The 16,623-nt window shown below is 67.3% G+C and carries 15 protein-coding genes; 11 read left to right on the top strand and 4 right to left on the bottom strand.

Annotation, left to right across the window (positions count from 1 at the left end; genetic code table 11):
- Nucleotides 1-114: 114 nt before the first annotated feature.
- The 3 genes from IB227_RS01780 to cysS all read right to left on the bottom strand — a co-directional run bounded on the left by IB227_RS01780 (nucleotide 115) and on the right by cysS (nucleotide 3,362).
- Nucleotides 115-1,359, bottom strand: coding sequence for an MFS transporter (locus tag IB227_RS01780; protein ID WP_192286076.1), 1,245 nt, complete (start codon nucleotides 1,357-1,359; stop codon nucleotides 115-117).
- The gene (locus tag IB227_RS01775; protein WP_192286075.1) at nucleotides 1,356-1,796 is read right to left on the bottom strand and encodes a SufE family protein; all 441 of its coding nucleotides are present in this window, start codon (nucleotides 1,794-1,796) and stop codon (nucleotides 1,356-1,358) included. The genes IB227_RS01780 and IB227_RS01775 overlap by 4 nt, the downstream gene beginning before the upstream one ends.
- A 198-nt stretch (nucleotides 1,797-1,994) precedes the next feature.
- Nucleotides 1,995-3,362 (bottom strand): cysteine--tRNA ligase, encoded by a 1,368-nt coding sequence (gene cysS, locus IB227_RS01770; protein ID WP_192286074.1) that lies wholly within the window; start codon nucleotides 3,360-3,362, stop codon nucleotides 1,995-1,997.
- Nucleotides 3,363-3,527: 165 nt separating this feature from the next.
- Here cysS and IB227_RS01765 point away from each other — a divergent pair, with 165 nt between their 5' ends.
- The 11 genes from IB227_RS01765 to IB227_RS01715 all read left to right on the top strand — a co-directional run bounded on the left by IB227_RS01765 (nucleotide 3,528) and on the right by IB227_RS01715 (nucleotide 15,342).
- Complete coding sequence (locus IB227_RS01765; protein ID WP_192286073.1) at nucleotides 3,528-4,079, top strand: hypothetical protein; 552 nt, start codon at nucleotides 3,528-3,530, stop codon at nucleotides 4,077-4,079.
- Nucleotides 4,080-4,382: 303 nt separating this feature from the next.
- On the top strand, nucleotides 4,383-5,393 hold the full coding sequence (locus IB227_RS01760) for an N-acetylornithine carbamoyltransferase (RefSeq protein WP_192286072.1): 1,011 nt from the start codon (nucleotides 4,383-4,385) through the stop codon (nucleotides 5,391-5,393).
- A gap of 143 nt (nucleotides 5,394-5,536) precedes the next feature.
- Nucleotides 5,537-6,727: an argininosuccinate synthase gene (locus IB227_RS01755; protein WP_192286071.1), complete on the top strand. Its 1,191-nt coding sequence runs from the start codon at nucleotides 5,537-5,539 to the stop codon at nucleotides 6,725-6,727.
- A 170-nt stretch (nucleotides 6,728-6,897) separates the two neighbouring features.
- Entirely contained in the window at nucleotides 6,898-7,995 is a 1,098-nt protein-coding gene (locus tag IB227_RS01750; protein WP_192286070.1) for an acetylornithine deacetylase, read from the top strand.
- A gap of 73 nt (nucleotides 7,996-8,068) precedes the next feature.
- Nucleotides 8,069-9,397, top strand: coding sequence for an acetylglutamate kinase (locus IB227_RS01745; RefSeq protein WP_192286069.1), 1,329 nt, complete (start codon nucleotides 8,069-8,071; stop codon nucleotides 9,395-9,397).
- Between the two features lie 4 nt (nucleotides 9,398-9,401).
- The gene (locus IB227_RS01740; protein ID WP_192286068.1) at nucleotides 9,402-10,010 is read left to right on the top strand and encodes a GNAT family N-acetyltransferase; all 609 of its coding nucleotides are present in this window, start codon (nucleotides 9,402-9,404) and stop codon (nucleotides 10,008-10,010) included.
- Entirely contained in the window at nucleotides 10,007-10,960 is a 954-nt protein-coding gene (gene argC, locus IB227_RS01735; protein WP_192286067.1) for an N-acetyl-gamma-glutamyl-phosphate reductase, read from the top strand. The genes IB227_RS01740 and argC overlap by 4 nt, the downstream gene beginning before the upstream one ends.
- A gap of 74 nt (nucleotides 10,961-11,034) precedes the next feature.
- On the top strand, nucleotides 11,035-12,333 hold the full coding sequence (locus IB227_RS01730; RefSeq protein WP_192286066.1) for an argininosuccinate lyase: 1,299 nt from the start codon (nucleotides 11,035-11,037) through the stop codon (nucleotides 12,331-12,333).
- A 314-nt stretch (nucleotides 12,334-12,647) separates the two neighbouring features.
- Nucleotides 12,648-12,905 (top strand): YciI family protein, encoded by a 258-nt coding sequence (locus tag IB227_RS01725; RefSeq protein WP_192286065.1) that lies wholly within the window; start codon nucleotides 12,648-12,650, stop codon nucleotides 12,903-12,905.
- Between the two features lie 4 nt (nucleotides 12,906-12,909).
- On the top strand, nucleotides 12,910-14,058 hold the full coding sequence (gene proB / locus IB227_RS01720) for a glutamate 5-kinase (RefSeq protein ID WP_192286064.1): 1,149 nt from the start codon (nucleotides 12,910-12,912) through the stop codon (nucleotides 14,056-14,058).
- 27 nt (nucleotides 14,059-14,085) lie between these two features.
- Nucleotides 14,086-15,342 (top strand): glutamate-5-semialdehyde dehydrogenase, encoded by a 1,257-nt coding sequence (locus IB227_RS01715; RefSeq protein ID WP_192286063.1) that lies wholly within the window; start codon nucleotides 14,086-14,088, stop codon nucleotides 15,340-15,342.
- 24 nt (nucleotides 15,343-15,366) lie between these two features.
- Here IB227_RS01715 and IB227_RS01710 read toward each other — a convergent pair whose 3' ends face one another.
- Nucleotides 15,367-16,572 carry an MFS transporter gene (locus IB227_RS01710; protein WP_192286062.1) on the bottom strand — a complete coding sequence of 402 codons (1,206 nt, stop codon included), beginning with the start codon at nucleotides 16,570-16,572 and terminating at the stop codon, nucleotides 15,367-15,369.
- Nucleotides 16,573-16,623: the final 51 nt, after the last annotated feature.

Here is a 16,623-nt window from a genome sequence, read left to right as displayed (position 1 = left end):
AGCGCCGGCGACAGCCCGCAGTCGGATGGACCCAGGCGTTTCATGCAATCTCGAACACCCTCCCTTCTCCCGCCTGCGGGAGAAGGTGCCCGCAGGGCGGATGAGGGCCGGCCTTTACTGCAGGTCGCGCAGGTTCAACCGGCGCAGCTGCGGCGCCTTCCAGGCGGTGACCCCGGCCACGCCAAGCACCGCGCAGCCGCCGATGACCACCGCCGGGACCAGCCCCAGCCAACGGGCCATGGTGCCGGCGTAGAACGCGCCCAGTTCATTGGATGAGCTGATGAAGATGCCATTGATCGAGGACACCCGGCCGCGCATTTCATCGGGGGTGGCCAACTGCAGGATGGTCGAACGGACCACCACCGATACGCCGTCGCAGGCGCCATAGAACAACAGAATCGCCGCCGACAGCCAGAAGTGCTGGGACAGCCCGAAGGCGATCACGCACAGGCCGAAACCGGCCACCGCGAACAGCAGCACGCGCCCGGCATTGCGTTGCAACGGCCGGCGGGCCAGCCACAGGCCCACGCAGATCGAGCCCAGCGCCGGTGCCGCGCGCAGGATGCCCAGGCCCTCGGGGCCGTAGTGCAGGATCTCCTGGATGAAGGCCGGCAGCATCGCCACCACGCCGCCGAGCAGTACCGAGAACATGTCCAGCGCCATCGCGCCGAGCATGATCTGGTTGCCCAGCACGAAGCGCGCGCCTTCGGCGATGCTGGCGAAGATCGGTGCGCGCGTCTGCGGCGGAGGCGGTTCGCTGACCTTGAGCGAGGCCAACGCGAACAGGGCCAGCGTCGCCATCACCGCGGCCACGCCATAGGACAGGCCCTTGCCGCCCCAGCCGACCAGCACGCCGCCCAGTGCCGGGCCGACCACCATGCCGGTCTGGAACACCACGCTGCCGAAGCCGGCCCCGCGCGCGAACTGCTCGCGTGCCAACACCCGCGCGAACAGCGCGTTGTAGATCGGTGACAGGAAGGCGCGGACCATGCCGGTCAGCGCGATGGCCAGGTAGATCGGCCAGACGCCCTTGAACGGCAGCCAGCCCATCGCCACCGCTGCCAGCACCACTGCGGTGGCGATCAGGCCGAGGCTGGCCGCCATGCCTAGCCTGCGGCGGGGCAGGTGGTCGACCAGGTAGCCGGCGAACGGCGCCACGCAGAAGAACGGCAACACCTCGGCCAGGCCGATCAGGCCCAGCGAGAATGGATTGCGGGTGATCTCGTAGATGTGCCAGCCGACCGTGACCGCGACGATCTGGTAGGACAGCATCGCGGCGATGCGGTACAGCAGCAGTGACGCGAAGCCCGGCTGGCGCAGCAGGGCCAGGGCGCTGGTGTCGCCGACGGGGGCGCTCACCGCGACTGCGCTTGGGCGGTTTCGCGGATGAAGGCCAGCATCGCGGCCAGGCCGTTGCTGCGGGTCGGCGAGAGGTGCTTGGCCAGGCCGATGGCGGCCACGTAGTCCGGCTCGGTGGCCAGGATGTCGGCGGCCGAGCGACCGGAGTAGACGCGCAGGGCCAGGTAGATCAGGCCCGAGACGATGGCCGAATCACTGATGGCATGGAAGACCAGCTTGTCGGCGTTGCCTTCCGGCACGATCCAGACCATCGACTGGCAGCCGAGCAGGCGGTGCTCCTCGGTCTTCCATTCTTCCGGGAAGGTCGGCAACTTGCGGCCGAGGTCGATCAGGTATTGGTAGCGCTCGGACCAGTCGCCGAAGAAGGAGAACTCGTCGGCAATGGCGGCCTGGGCGTCGGCGGGGGTGGGTTCGAGCGGGAAAATCGTGTCGGTCATGGGGGTTCCTGTTCTTGCCCGCTCCAGTTGACGGGCGGGCCGGTGGGGCGGGCGGTTCTGCCCTCACCCCAACCCCTCTCCCGCGTGCGGGAGAGGGGCTTCAAGCGTTGCAGTCGCTCAGTTTCGCCTCAGCGTGCGCTGGGCTGAACCCCTCTCCCGCACGCGGGAGAGGGGTTGGGGTGAGGGAAAACAGAGGCCTCAGCCGCGCTTCCACCGCACGCCCTGCGGGGTGTCTTCCAGCACGATGTTCTCCGCCGCCAGCTGGTCGCGGATGGCATCGGCACGGGCAAAGTCACGGGTCTTCTTGGCGGCGATGCGCTCGTCGATCAAGGCCTGGATGCGGGCATCGTCGCCGGCTTCGGCGCCGCGGCTGAACCACGCCGCCGGCGCCTGCTGCAGCAGGCCCAGCGCCAGGCCGGCACCGAGCAGCTCGCGCTTCAGGCGGGCCTTGTCCAGGGCGCTTTCGGCCTTGCGGGCCTCGGCCGCCAGTCGCGCCACTTCGGCCAGTGCCAGCGGCGTGTTGAGGTCATCGTCCAGCGCCGCCTCGACCGCGGGCGGGATCTGCGCGGTCGCCTCGACATCGGCCAGGTCACGCAGGGTGCCGTACAGCCGGTCCAGGGTGCGGACCGACTGCTCGATCAGGTTGTCCGACCAGTCCAGCGGCTGCCGGTAGTGCGCCGACAGCAGCGCATAGCGCAGGGCCTCCGGCGGGTGCTGGCGGACCAGGTCGTGCACGCGCTCGATGTTGCCCAGCGACTTGCTCATCTTGGCGCCGCCGAAGTTGAGCATGCCGTTGTGCAGCCAGAAGCGGGCGAAGGTCTGCCCGCCATGGGCGCATTCGCTCTGCGCGATCTCGTTCTCGTGGTGCGGGAACTGCAGGTCCACGCCACCGGCATGGATGTCGATGGTCGGGCCCAGGTGGGCCGCGGCCATGGCCGAGCACTCGATGTGCCAGCCCGGGCGACCACGGCCCCAGGGCGAGTCCCAGCCCGGCAGGTCGTCGCTGGAGGGCTTCCACAGCACGAAATCACCGGCATCACGCTTGTACGGGGCCACCTCGACGCGGGCGCCGGCCAGCATTTCCTCCGGGTCACGCCGCGAGAGCTTGCCGTAGTCCTTGAAGCTGCCCACCGAAAACAGCACATGGCCCTCGGCCGCGTAGGCGTGGCCGCTGTCGATCAGGTCCTGGATCATCGCGATGATGTGCGGGATATGTGCGGTGGCCTCCGGCTCGATGTCCGGCGGGACCACGCCCAGCGCAGCCATGTCCTCGCGGTAAGCCGCGGCGAAACGGTCGGTGATGGCCGAGATCGGTACGCCCTGTTCCTTGGCCGCGGCGTTGATCTTGTCATCCACGTCGGTGATGTTGCGGGCGTAGCGCAGTGCACCATGGCGGCGGCGCAGCAGGTCGGCCAGTACCCCGAAGACGACCGGGCCACGGGCATTCCCGATGTGGACGTAGTTGTAGACGGTGGGGCCGCACACATACATGGTCGGGGCGGAGGGATCGAGCGGAGCGAACGGCTCCAGCTGCCGCGTCAGGTTGTTGTGCAGGCGCAGGGTCATGGTCTTCCGGGGGAGGAACGAATCGCCCAATTCTAGCGGTCCGGGCCGGGCGGGGCACAGCCGGGCTGGGCAGAACGCCTGCGGATGGGTAATGTTCAGGCCCGGGGCAGTTCGCCTGCCTACACTATTGTTGCCCCCCATCCCGGGCCTTGATCGAATTCATTGATGAAATCCGCTCCGTTTCTGTTGTTTGCCAGCCTGTTCGCCGCCGGTCCCGTTGCGGCCCAGGCGCAGGACGGTGACCAGCGCAATCGCGTGGTGATCATGGAGAACGTGCGCTACGACTATGCGCAGGTGCTCAATGTCGAGCCGGTCTTCCAGACCCTGCGCGCCACCCGTACCGAAGAGCACTGCGAGCCGGTATCCACCCGCACGCTGGCCCCGGTCCAGGTCAAGGGCGAGGAGGAGAAGGGCGGTTTCCGCCGTTTCTGGGATTCGGTGCGCGGCATCTTCACGCGCGGGGAAGGCGAGGAGGCGGTCGAGGACAGCGGCCAGGTCCATCACCCCGGCGCCAGCGCGCTGCTGACGCCCGAATGCAGGATCGTCGAGGTCGGCCGCGAGTTCCGCCGTCCCATCGCCTACGACGTGGACTACGTCTACAAGGGCATCAAGTTCCGCTCGCGCCTGCCGGAAGATCCGGGCAACCGCCTGAAACTGCGGGTGTCGATCACCCCGGATATCGGCCAGTCGTTCGAAACCACCCCGAGCATCCCCTGATGCTGCGCCGCGGCACTTGCGTGCCGCAGGGCCGCATGCGAGTATTCGGCGCTATGAAGGCGAACAGCTTCCAGCACGAAACCAGCACCGCCCGGATGGCCTCCGGCATGACCTCGCGTGCCCGCCGACCGGAATCCCACATATTCGCTGGGTAAGCCGGAGCTTCGTGCTGTCTGTTCGGAAAACCCAGCCCAGGCTGGGTTTTTTCGTTTTCGCGCCACCAAAAGTTTCAAACGCAATGAGTCGCGCCCCGGCGCATCCAACCGCCGGCAACGGCAACTTCCCGCAGCAAAGGATGGATTGATGTCTCTGAAGCACTTCTTGAACACCCAGGACTGGAGCCGGGCCGACCTTGATGCACTGCTCGCCCAGGCGACGCGGTTCAAGCAGAACAAGCTGGGTGACGAGCTGAAGGGCAAGTCGATCGCCCTGGTGTTCTTCAACCCCTCCATGCGTACCCGCACCAGCTTCGAGCTGGGTGCCTTCCAGCTGGGCGGGCATGCCGTGGTGTTGCAGCCGGGCAAGGACGCGTGGCCGATCGAGTTCAACCTGGGCACGGTGATGGACGGTGACACCGAGGAGCACATCGCCGAGGTGGCCAAGGTGCTGGGCCGCTACGTCGACCTGATCGGCGTGCGCGCGTTCCCGAAGTTCGTGGACTGGGCCTACGACCGCCAGGACATCGTGCTCAAGAGCTTCGCCAAGTACTCGCCGGTGCCGGTCATCAACATGGAGACCATCACCCACCCGTGCCAGGAGCTGGCCCACATCCTGGCGCTGCAGGAGCATTTCGGCACCACCGACCTGCGCGGCAAGAAGTACGTGCTGACCTGGACCTACCACCCCAAGCCGCTGAACACGGCGGTCGCCAACTCGGCGCTGACCATCGCCACCCGCATGGGCATGGACGTGACCCTGCTGTGCCCGACCCCGGATTACGTGCTGGACGAGCGCTACATGGGCTGGGCCGAGCAGAACGTGGCCGAGAGCGGCGGTTCGCTGCAGGTCAGCCATGACATCCGCAGCGCCTACGCCGGTGCCGACGTGGTCTACGCCAAGAGCTGGGGCGCGCTGCCGTTCTTCGGCAACTGGGAGCCGGAGAAGCCGATCCGCGACCAGTACAAGCACTTCATCGTCGACGAAGCCAAGATGGCGCTGACCAACAACGGTGTGTTCAGCCATTGCCTGCCGCTGCGCCGCAACGTGAAGGCGACCGACGCTGTCATGGATTCGCCGCAATGTATCGCCATCAATGAAGCCGAGAATCGCCTGCATGTGCAGAAGGCGATCATGGCGGCGTTGGCCGGCAAGTAACGCTTGAGCCCCTCTCCCGAGGGAGAGGGGTTGGGGTGAGGGTAACGCCTTGCCCCAGATGCACCTTCATTCGTTCGCCCCCTCCCCAACCCCTCCCCCGGAGGGAGAGGGGCTTAAAGATCAACAGCAGAGACTTCTTCCCCATGAGCAAAGACATCGTCCTCGCCTTCTCCGGCGGCCTCGACACCAGCTTCTGCGTGCCCTACCTGCAGGAGCGCGGTTACAACGTGCACACCGTGTTCGCCGACACCGGCGGCGTGGATGCCGAGGAGCGTGACTTCATCGAGAAGCGTGCCGCCGAACTGGGCGTCACCAGCCACGTCACCGTCGACGGTGGCCCGGCAATCTGGGAAGGCTTCGTCAAGCCGTTCGTGTGGGCGGGCGAGGGTTACCAGGGGCAGTACCCGTTGCTGGTGTCCGACCGTTACCTGATCGTCGATGCCGCGCTCAAGCGCGCCGCCGAACTGGGCACCAACATCATCGCCCACGGCTGCACCGGCATGGGCAACGACCAGGTGCGTTTCGACCTGGCGGTGAAGGCACAGGGCGATTACGTGATCGTCGCGCCGATCCGTGAAATCCAGAAGGAGCACACCCAGACCCGTGCCTACGAGCAGAAGTACCTGGAAGAGCGCGGCTTCGGCGTGCGTGCCAAGCAGCAGGCCTACACCATCAACGAGAACCTGCTGGGCCTGACCATGTCCGGCGGCGAGATCGACAAGTGGGAAGCTCCGGGCGAGGGCGCACGCGGCTGGTGCGCACCGCGCAGCGCATGGCCGATCGAACCGCTGACCGTGACCTTGAAGTTCGTCGAAGGCGTGGCTGTTGAGCTGGACGGCAAGGCGCTGCCGGGTGAGCAGATCCTGGCCAAGCTCAACAAGCTGTTCGCGCAGTACGGCGTTGGCCGCGGCGTCTACACCGGTGACACCGTAATCGGCCTGAAGGGCCGCATCGTGTTTGAAGCTCCGGGCCTGGTCTCGCTACTGGCTGCGCACCGCGCGCTGGAAGACACCGTGCTGACCAAGCAGCAGAACCGCTTCAAGCCGGAGGTTGCGCGCAAGTGGGTGGAGCTGGTGTACGAAGGCTTCTATCACGACCCGCTCAAGACCGACATCGAAGCCTTCCTGAAGGCATCGCAGTCCAAGGTGACCGGCGAAGTGGTGCTGGAAACCCGCGGTGGCCGCGTCGATGCGGTGGCCGTGCGTTCGCCGCACATCCTCAATGCCAAGGGCGCCACCTACGCGCAGTCGGCGGACTGGGGCGTGGAGGAAGCCGAAGGCTTCATCAAGCTGTTCGGCATGAGCTCGACGCTGTACGCGCAGGTCAACCGCTGAGCGCATGAAGCCCCTCTCCCGCCTGCGGGAGAGGGGTTGGGGTGGAGGGGCTTTGGCTTGAGGAGATTCAGAAGCACAAAGCACCCCCATCCGCCCTCCGGGCACCTTCCCCCGCATGCGGTGGAAGGGATGCCTTCGATCACTGACCTGATGACCTGCCGCTGCCCACCATGACGACCTTGCTCGAATCCACCCTGCAGCACCTCGAAGCGCTGGTGTCCTACGACACCCGCAACCCGCCGCGTGCGATCACCACCGGTGGCATCTTCGATTACCTGCGCGACCACCTGCCGGGCTTCAACGTCGAGGTGATCGACCACGGTGCCGGTGCGGTCAGCCTGTACGCGGTGCGTGGCACTCCCCGTTTCCTGTTCAACGTGCATCTGGACACGGTGCCGGATTCCCCGCACTGGAGCGCCAACCCGCACGTGATGCGCCGCCTCGACGACCGCGTGGTCGGCCTGGGCGTGTGCGACATCAAGGGGGCCGCCGCCGCACTGGTGGCCGCCGCCAATGCCAGCCAGGGCGACGCCGCGTTCCTGTTCTCCAGCGACGAGGAAGCCAACGACCCGCGTTGCATCGCCGCCTTCCTGGCACGCGGCATCCCTTATGAAGCGGTGCTCGTGGCCGAGCCGACCATGAGCGAGGCGGTGCTGGCGCACCGCGGCATCAGCTCGGTGTTGATGAAGTTCGCCGGCCGCGCCGGGCATGCCTCCGGCAAGCAGGACCCGTCGGCCAGTGCACTGCACCAGGCCATGCGTTGGGGCGGCAAGGCGCTGGACCACGTCGAGTCGCTGGCACATGCGCGCTTCGGCGGCCTGACCGGCCTGCGTTTCAACATCGGCCGCGTCGAAGGCGGCATCAAGGCCAACATGATCGCGCCGGAAGCCGAGCTGCGTTTCGGCTTCCGCCCACTGCCGTCGATGGACATCGATGCGCTGCTGGCCACCTTCGCCGGCTTCGCCGAGCCGCAGGCCGCGCATTTCGAGGAAACCTTCCGTGGCCCGAGCCTGCCCTCCGGTGACATCGCCCGGGCCGAGGAACGCCGCCTGGCCGCGCGCGACATCGCCGACGAGCTGGGCCTGCCGATCGGCAACGCCGTTGATTTCTGGACCGAGGCCTCGCTGTTCTCGGCCGGCGGTTACACCACGATGGTGTACGGCCCGGGTGACATCGCCCAGGCCCACACCGCCGATGAGTTCGTCACGCTGGAGCAGCTGCAGCGTTACGTCGAATCGGTGCACAGCATCCTGCAACGCGGCGCCTGAGCCGCAGTGGCCCGGCGGCGTGCCGCCGGCTTCTTCCCCCGCGACCGTCGTGGTCGCCTTGTAGACGCAAGCAATGTCCCCTGCCATGCAACCCCATCGCCAGACCCGCCAGACCATCGTCCGCCTGCTTTCGAGCATGGCCAGCGCGAAGGAGATCAGCCAGTACCTGAAGCGTTTCTCGCAGCTGGACGCCAAGCGCTTCGCCGTGGTCAAGGTCGGCGGCGCGGTGCTGCGCGACGACCTGGAGGCGCTGACCTCCTCGCTGTCGTTCCTGCAGGAAGTGGGCCTGACCCCGATCGTGCTGCACGGCGCCGGCCCGCAGCTGGACGCCGAACTGTCGGCGGCCGGCATCGAGAAGCAGACCATCAACGGCCTGCGCGTGACCACGCCCGAAGCGCTGGCGATCGTGCGCAAGGTGTTCCAGCAGTCCAACCTCAAGCTGGTCGAGGCGCTGCAGCAGAACGGGGCGCGTGCCACCTCGATCACAGGTGGCGTATTCGAGGCGCAGTACCTGGACCCGGACACCTACGGCCTGGTCGGCGAGGTGAAGAAGGTCAACCTGGCGCCGATCGAAGCCAGCCTGCGCGCCGGTTCGATCCCGGTGATCACCAGCCTCGGCGAAACCCCGAGCGGGCAGATTCTCAACGTCAACGCCGACTTCGCCGCCAATGAGCTGGTGCAGGAACTACAGCCGTACAAGATCATCTTCCTCACCGGCACCGGGGGGCTGCTGGACGAGGAGGGCACGCTGATCTCCTCGATCAACCTGTCCACCGAGTACGACCAGCTGATGGCACAGCCGTGGATCCATGGCGGCATGCGGGTCAAGATCGAGCAGATCAAGGACCTGCTGGACAAGCTGCCGGAGGAGTCGTCGGTGTCGATCACGCGCCCGGCCGACCTGGCCAAGGAGCTGTTCACGCACAAGGGCTCGGGCACGCTGGTGCGTCGCGGCGAGAAGGTGCTCAAGGCCACCTCCTGGGGTGAGCTGGATACCATGCGGTTGAAGCAGCTGATCGAATCCAGCTTCGGTCGCACGCTGGTGCCGGACTACTTCGAGAAGACCCGGCTGTTGCGCGCCTATGTCAGCGAGAACTATCGCACCGCGGTGATCCTCACCGATGAGGCCGAGGGCGTGTACCTGGACAAGTTCGCGGTGCTGGACGACGCACAGGGCGAAGGCCTGGGCCGCGCGGTCTGGAACGTGATGCTGGAGGAAACCCCGCAGCTGTTCTGGCGCTCGCGCAACGGCAATCCGGTCAACCATTTCTACTACGCCGAATCCGACGGCTGCTACAAGCAGGGGCATTGGAAGGTGTTCTGGTTCGGCGCCGATGACTTCGAGGCCATCAAGGGCTACGTGAAGCATTGCGGTGAGCGCAAGGCGAGCCTGCAGGATTGATGCGATGCAGATCGGTTCGGACACCCTCTGGAATACGCCGCCGGAACTGAAGGGCCGGCATGCATGGCTGCAGCCGTTGCAGCGGGCGCACGTGCCGGCATTGGCGCTGGCCCTGGGCGACGGTGAACTGTCGCGCTGCTGGTACACCAACGTGCCGGCACCCGAAGCGGTGCAGGGCTACGTCGATGCCGCCCTGGACGTGCAGGCGCAGGGCAAGGTGCTGGCCTTCGTGGTCAAGGACGCCGCCGGTGAAGTGGTGGGCAGCACCCGCTTCTACGCGCTGGAAGCGGACGTGCCGCGCCTGAACATCGGCTACACCTGGTACAACCCGCGCGTGCAGCGCACCGGCCTCAACACCGAGGCCAAGCTGCTGTTGCTGCAGCATGCCTTCCAGGTGATGGGCTGCATCAGCGTGGGCTTCGAGACCAGCTGGTTCAACCAGAACTCGCGCCGTGCCATCGTCCGCCTGGGCGCGAAGCAGGACGGCGTGCTGCGCAGCCACAAGCGCCATTCGGACGGGTCGCGTCGCGATACCGTGGTGTTCTCCATCATCGATACGGAATGGCCGGCGGTGAAAGCCCACCTGCAGTTCCTGCTGGATTCGCATTCATGACTGACAAGAAATTCTCGCTGGGCATCGTCGGCGCGCGCGGCTACACCGGTACCGAGCTGATCAAGCTGGTGGCCGGGCACCCGGACATCGAACTGGCGTTCGTGTCCTCGCGCGAGCTGGCCGGGCAGCGCGTGGCCGACCACAACGATGCCTACACCGGTGAACTGCGCTACGAGAGCCTGGACGCCGACGCAGTCGCCGCCAAGGGCGTGGACGCGGTGGTGCTGGCGCTGCCGAATGGCAAGGCCGAACCGTTCGTGGCGGCGTTGGATGCAGCCAGGCCGGACACGGTGATCGTCGACCTGTCGGCGGATTATCGCTTCGACAACCACTGGTACTACGGCCTGCCGGAGCTGACCCGCAACCGTTACGACGGGCAGAAGCGGATCAGCAACCCGGGCTGCTACGCCACCGCGATGCAGCTGGTGATCGCGCCGTTGCTGTCGCAGCTGGCCGGGCCGCCGACGTGCTTCGGTGTGTCGGGTTGGTCCGGCGCCGGCACCACGCCCTCGGACAAGAACAACCCCGAGCTGCTGCGCGACAACCTGATGCCGTATGCGTTGACCAACCACGTGCACGAGCGCGAGGTGTCGACCCAGCTCGGCGTGCCGGTGGAGTTCATGCCGCACGTGGCGCCGCATTTCCGCGGCATCACCATGACCGTGAACCTGTGGCTGCAACAGCCGCTCAAGCGCGAGGAGATCGTCGCGCTGTATACGCATCGCTACGCCGGCGAGCCGTTGGTGGAGGTCGTGGACGAGGCGCCATGGGTGAGCCGCATCGCCGGCACCCATGGCGTGCAGATCGGCGGCTTCACGATGGCGCCGGGCAACAAGCGCGTGGTGGTGGTGGCGACCATCGACAACCTGCTCAAGGGCGCCGCGACCCAGGCGCTGCAGAACCTCAACCGCGCGCTGGGCCTGGACGAGCTGACCGCCATCCCGCAGTGACGAGCTTCGCAGGCGCGGCCAAGGCCGCTCCTGCAGACAGCCATAGCAAACCTTTTCGATTCCGAGAAACCACCATGACCAACCTGCTCTGGCAGAAACCCGGCGTCGCGGTCGACGCGAAGATCCAGACCTTCCTGGCCGGCGACGACGTCATCCTCGATCGCGAGTTCTTCCTGCACGATATCCAGGCCAGCGCGGCGCATGCCGAGGGCCTGCAGCACATCGGCATCCTCAGCGCCGACGAGCTGGCCGCGCTGACGCGCGAACTGACGACGCTGGCCGAGGACTTCCGCAGCGGCGCGTTCGTGCTCGACGAGCAGTACGAGGATTGCCACTCGGCGATCGAGGCCCGCCTGACCGAACGCCTGGGTGATGCCGGCCGCAAGATCCACACCGGCCGCAGCCGCAACGACCAGATCCTGGTCGCCACCCGCCTGTGGTTGAAGGAGAAACTGGCGCGCGTGGCGCAGATCAGCATCGAGGTCGCGCGGGTGGCGCTGGACCGCGCTGCCGCCGAACAGCAGCAGCCGCTGCCGGGGTACACCCACATCCAGCGCGCCGTGGTGTCCTCGGCGGGCATGTGGTGGGCCGGCTGGGCCGAGGCGTTCATCGACAACGCGGTGCGCGCCCGTGATACCCGCGCATTGATCGACACCAATCCGCTGGGTACCGCGGCCGGCTACGGCGTCAACCTGCCGCTGGATCGTGCCCACACCACGCAGGCGCTGCAGTTCGCGCGCATGCAGATCAGTCCGATCTACGCCCAGCTCTCGCGCGGCAAATTCGAGCTGGCTGCATTGGAAGCCTTGGGTGGGGCCACGCTGGACCTGCGCCGCATCGCCTGGGACCTGTCGCTGTTCACCACCGGCGAGTTCGCCTTCGTGGCGCTGCCGGCGCAGTACACCACCGGCAGCTCGATCATGCCGAACAAGCGCAACCCGGACGTGATCGAGCTGATGCGCGCCACCCACGCCAGCGTCGCCGCCGCGCGCACCGAGATCGAGCAGTTGCTGTCGCTGCCGTCCGGCTATCAGCGCGACCTGCAGAACTCCAAGGGCGCGATCGTGCACGGCTTCGGTCGTGGCCTGGCGGCGCTGGAACTGCTGCCGGCGTTGTTGTCCAACCTGGACTGGCGGGACGACAACATCCGCGGTGCGATTGATTCGGGCATGTATGCGACCGATGTTGCCGTGGAAGCGGCCGTGGCCGGCGTGCCGTTCCGCGATGCCTACAAGGCCGCGGCGGCGGCGTCGGAAACGGCGGGGCAGGGGCGTACCCCCGAAGGCAGCCTGGCCGCGCGCGTGTCGCCCGGCGCGGCGGCGGACCTGCGTCTGGACGAGCTCAACGCACGCCTGGCGGCGCTGCAGGGCTGAGGTGGACACGGGCGCCTGGGGCGCCCGTGTTGGTTTGGTCCTGGCTGCGGCTGCGGCTTAAGTCCCTCTCCCGCCTGCGGAAGAGGGGTTGGGGTGAGGGGAAGCTCCTGGCTGGGCAACGTCCAAAGCCCCCCTCATCCGCCCTCCGGGCACCTTCTCCCGCAAGCGGGAGAAGGGACAGCCAAAGCCAAAGCCAAAGCCACAGCCACAGCCACAGCCAAAGCCAAAGCCAAAGCCAAAGCAAGTTCCAAGCGAAAGCAATCGTGTCATCTTCGCTTTCGTCGTGGTGTCATGCGCAGCTGAAGGAGAACGCAATGAAGCTCTACCTCGTACTGGCAATGCGCAAGCCGTCATTTGACGATGCAGTGATTGCCCCACACATCGCTTTCCTCAACGCACTCGACGCGAAAGACCAGTTGCATCTGACCGGCGGCTTCAGCGATGGCACCGGCGGCGCCTATGTCTTGAAGAACATCGAAACTCTGGAAGCCGCCAAGGCCATCGTCGCCGCCGATCCGTTGGCCCTCCACGGTAGTTCCGAGCTGATCATCCACGAGTGGAATACACGTTGATCCCATGATCCAGACTTCACTTTCGCCGTTCACCGAACAAGCGCTGCCGCAGTGGCGCCGGGCCGTGCTCAAGGTCGGCAGCAGCCTGCTCGCCGCCGACGGCGGCGGGCTGACGCCGCGCTTCGCGCTGGGCTTGGCGCAGTTCGTCTCGGCCAATGTGCTGGCCGGGCGCGAGGTGGTGATCGTGTCCTCCGGCGCGGTGGCGGCCGGGCGCGCCATCGTGCCGAAGGCGGCCGAGGCCGGTGCGGCGATGGCGGCACGGCAGGCGCTGGCCGCGTTGGGCCAGGCGCAGCTGATCGCGCTGTGGCAGCGCTTCTTCGAACGGCCGGTGGCACAGGTGCTGCTGACCCACGACGACCTGCGCAACCGCCGACGCTATCTCAACGCGCGTGCCGCACTCACCGAGTTGCTGGCGCTGGGTGCGCTGCCGGTGGTCAACGAGAACGACACCGTTTCGGTGGATGAACTGAAGCTGGGCGACAACGACAATCTGGCCGCGATCGTGGCCGCGCTGGTGGACGCCGATGCCTTGTTCATCGCCACCGACATCGATGGCCTGTATACCGCCGACCCGCGCGGCAATCCCGATGCGCGGCCGATCAACGAGGTCCTGGAACTGACGCCGGAGGTGCTGGCGATGGCCGGTGGCAGCGGCAGCGCGGTGGGGACCGGTGGCATGCAGACCAAGTTGCAGGCCGCGGCCAAGGCCGGTGCGGCGGGGATCGATACCTTCCTGTTCAACGGCCGGGATGGCGACGTGGTGCGTGGGCTGGCCCAGGGGCGGCTGCGCGGTACCCGCCTGCACGCCGGGCAGTCGCGGATCGCCGCACGCAAGTACTGGCTGCGGCATGCGCCACTGGAGCCGGGTGCGATCCTGATCGACGCCGGTGCCGCGCGTGCGCTGCGCGAGAAAGGTGCATCGCTGCTGCCCGGCGGCGTGCTCGGCGCCGAAGGTGAGTTCCGGCGCGGTGACATGGTGGAGGTACGCCTGTTCGACGTACAGGGCCAGCAGAAGGTCGCGCGCGGCGTCAGCCAGTATTCGGCGGTGGACATCCGCCGCATCAGCCAGCACCACACGCGCGAGATCGAATCCATCCTTGGCTACAACTACGGCGACAACGTGGTCCACCGTGATGACATGGTGGTGCTGTGAGTTCGCCCCGCAACCACGGGAACCGTCATGAGTGATATCCGCACCCTCGCCCTGCAATGCCGTGATGCCGCCCTGCAACTGGGCCGTCTCTCCACGCAGGCCCGGGGCGACCTGCTGCAGGCGATGGCGGCGGCACTGGAGGCCGATGCGCCGGCCATCCTGGCGGCCAACGACAAGGACCTGCAGGCCGCGCGCGACAAGGGCGTGGGCACTGCGATGCTCGACCGGTTGGCGTTGAATCCGGCGCGGCTGGCTGGCGTGGCCAATGCGCTGCGCGAGGTGGCGGCGCTGCCGGACCCGGTGGGCGAGGTCACCCGCGACTATGTACGCCCCAATGGCATCCGCGTGCAGAAGGTGCGCGTGCCGCTGGGGGTGATCGCGATGATCTACGAGGCGCGCCCAAACGTGACCGCCGATGCGGCGGCGCTGTGCATCAAGGCCGGCAACGGCGTGATCCTGCGTGGCGGTTCGGAGGCGATCCATTCCAACACCGCCATCGCCGCCAGCCTCCGGCGCGCCCTGCGCGAGGCCGGCTTGGCGGAAGCGGCGCTGACCCTGGTCGAGGACCTGCGCCGCGAAACCATGCTGGAACTGCTGCAGCTCAACGACGTCATCGACCTGGCCATCCCGCGCGGTGGCGAGGGCCTGATCCGCTTCGTCGCCGAGCATGCGCGGGTGCCGGTGATCAAGCACTACAAGGGCGTGTGCCATCTGTTCGTCGATGACAGTGCCGATATCGATCTGGCGATCGGCCTGCTGGTCGATGGCAAGGTCTCGCGTCCGGCGGCCTGCAATTCGCTGGAAACACTGCTGGTGCATGAAGCCATCGCCGCGCGCTTCCTGCCGGCGGCGGCGCAGGCGTTGCGCGAGCGCGGGGTGGAGCTGCGGGGGGATGTGGCCACCCGCGCGGTGCTGCCGGACATGCTGGCCGCCACGGAAGACGACTACGCCGCCGAGTACCTGGACCTGATCCTGGCCATCCGCATCGTGCCGGACCTGCAGGCTGCCATCGCGCATATCCAGCAGTACACCTCCGACCATACCGAGGTGATCGCCACCGGTACGCCCGCACACGGCCAGGCATTCGTGCAGGCATTGCGCTCGGCGGTGGTGATGGTCAACGCCTCCTCACGCTTCTCCGACGGCGGTGAGCTGGGGCTGGGCGCGGAAATCGGCATTTCCACCACGCGCCTGCATTCCTATGGCCCGATGGGCCTGGAAGCGCTCACGGTGGAGCGTTTCGTGGTGCAGGGCGAGGGCCAGGTGCGGCACCCGTTGGATTGATACCCGCCGAGGGGAGGCGCCGCCTTACCAGCGGTCTTCCAGCTGCTGCGGCTTGCAGGCGAACCAGGCGGCGGTGGTCAGCACCACCGAGCACAGCGCGAGGAAGGCGAACGACCAGGTCCAGCCACCGCTGACGCCGTGCAGCCAGCCGAACAGCAGCGGGCCAAGGCTGGCCAGGCTGTAGCCCACCCCCTGCATGAAGCCGGACAGGGCGGCCGAGCCGGCCTGGGTGCGGGTGCGCAGGTTGATCAGGGTCAGGCCCAGCGGGAACGTGGAAGGGCCCAGGCCGGCGATGATTGCCCACAGCCACGGGGCCTTCATCGGGGCCCAGAGCAGGCCGGCGAAGGCAATCATGTTCAGCACGAACACCATCACCGCGATCGGGAACGGGTTGCGCAGGCGCACCGCCAGCGCGGGCACCAGCAGCGAAGGGGCCAGGCCGATCGCCGAGTACACCGCCACCATCACACCACCGAAGGCTTCGCTGGCGCCGGCTTCCACCATCACCTTCGGCAGCCAGGTGAACAGGGAATAGGTACCCAGCGAGGTCATGCCGAACATCAGTGCCATGCCCCAGCCCAGCGATGTCTTCCAGACACGCCCCGGCGCGTGGCCGGTGGCTGCCGAGGCGGCTTCGCGGGGCGCCTGCCGGGCGAGCAGGATCCATGGCAGCAGGGCGGCCAGCGACAGCAGCGACCACATGCCCAGCGAGATGCGCCAATCGAAGGCATCGGCCATCGGCACCGCCAGCAGCGCGGGGATCATGGTGCCGGCCTGCAGCACGGTGATGTAGATCGTGCTCAACGTACCAACGCGGTCGGCGAAGTAGCGCTTGACCAGCGGCGGGACCACCACGTTGCCCATGCCCATGCCGGCCAGCGCGATTGCCGAGCCCAGCATCAGCATGCCGACATTGCCGGAGGCGGCGCGCAGCAGCAGGCCCAGCGTGGCCAGCACCATGGTCAGCACGGCGGTGCGTTCCAGGCCGATGGCGCGGGTGATGCGGGGCGTCGCCAGGCCGAAGGCGGCGAAGGCGGCCGTCGGCATCATGCCGAGCACGCCGGTCATGGTGCTGCCGAAGTCGAAGACGTGGCCCAGCCGGTCCAGCAAGGGCGTCAGCGAGGTCACCGCGCTGCGCAGGTTGGCCGAAACCAGCACGATGGCGACGAACGCCAGCAGACGGCCATGCAGCAGCGGGGCCGGGGTGGGGGAGGTGGTGGGCGAAGACATGTCGAACTCCGGCATGGCGGGTCCGGCACCGTGTGGAACCCGCCTAAAACA

Origin of the sequence: Stenotrophomonas sp. STM01 (assembly GCF_014852135.1) — a bacterium.
In the GTDB taxonomy this organism is placed as follows: Bacteria; Pseudomonadota; Gammaproteobacteria; order Xanthomonadales; family Xanthomonadaceae; genus Stenotrophomonas; species Stenotrophomonas capsici.
The sequence above is the reverse complement of the archived record's forward strand: the minus strand, read 5'-3'. Positions and strand labels throughout refer to the sequence as shown.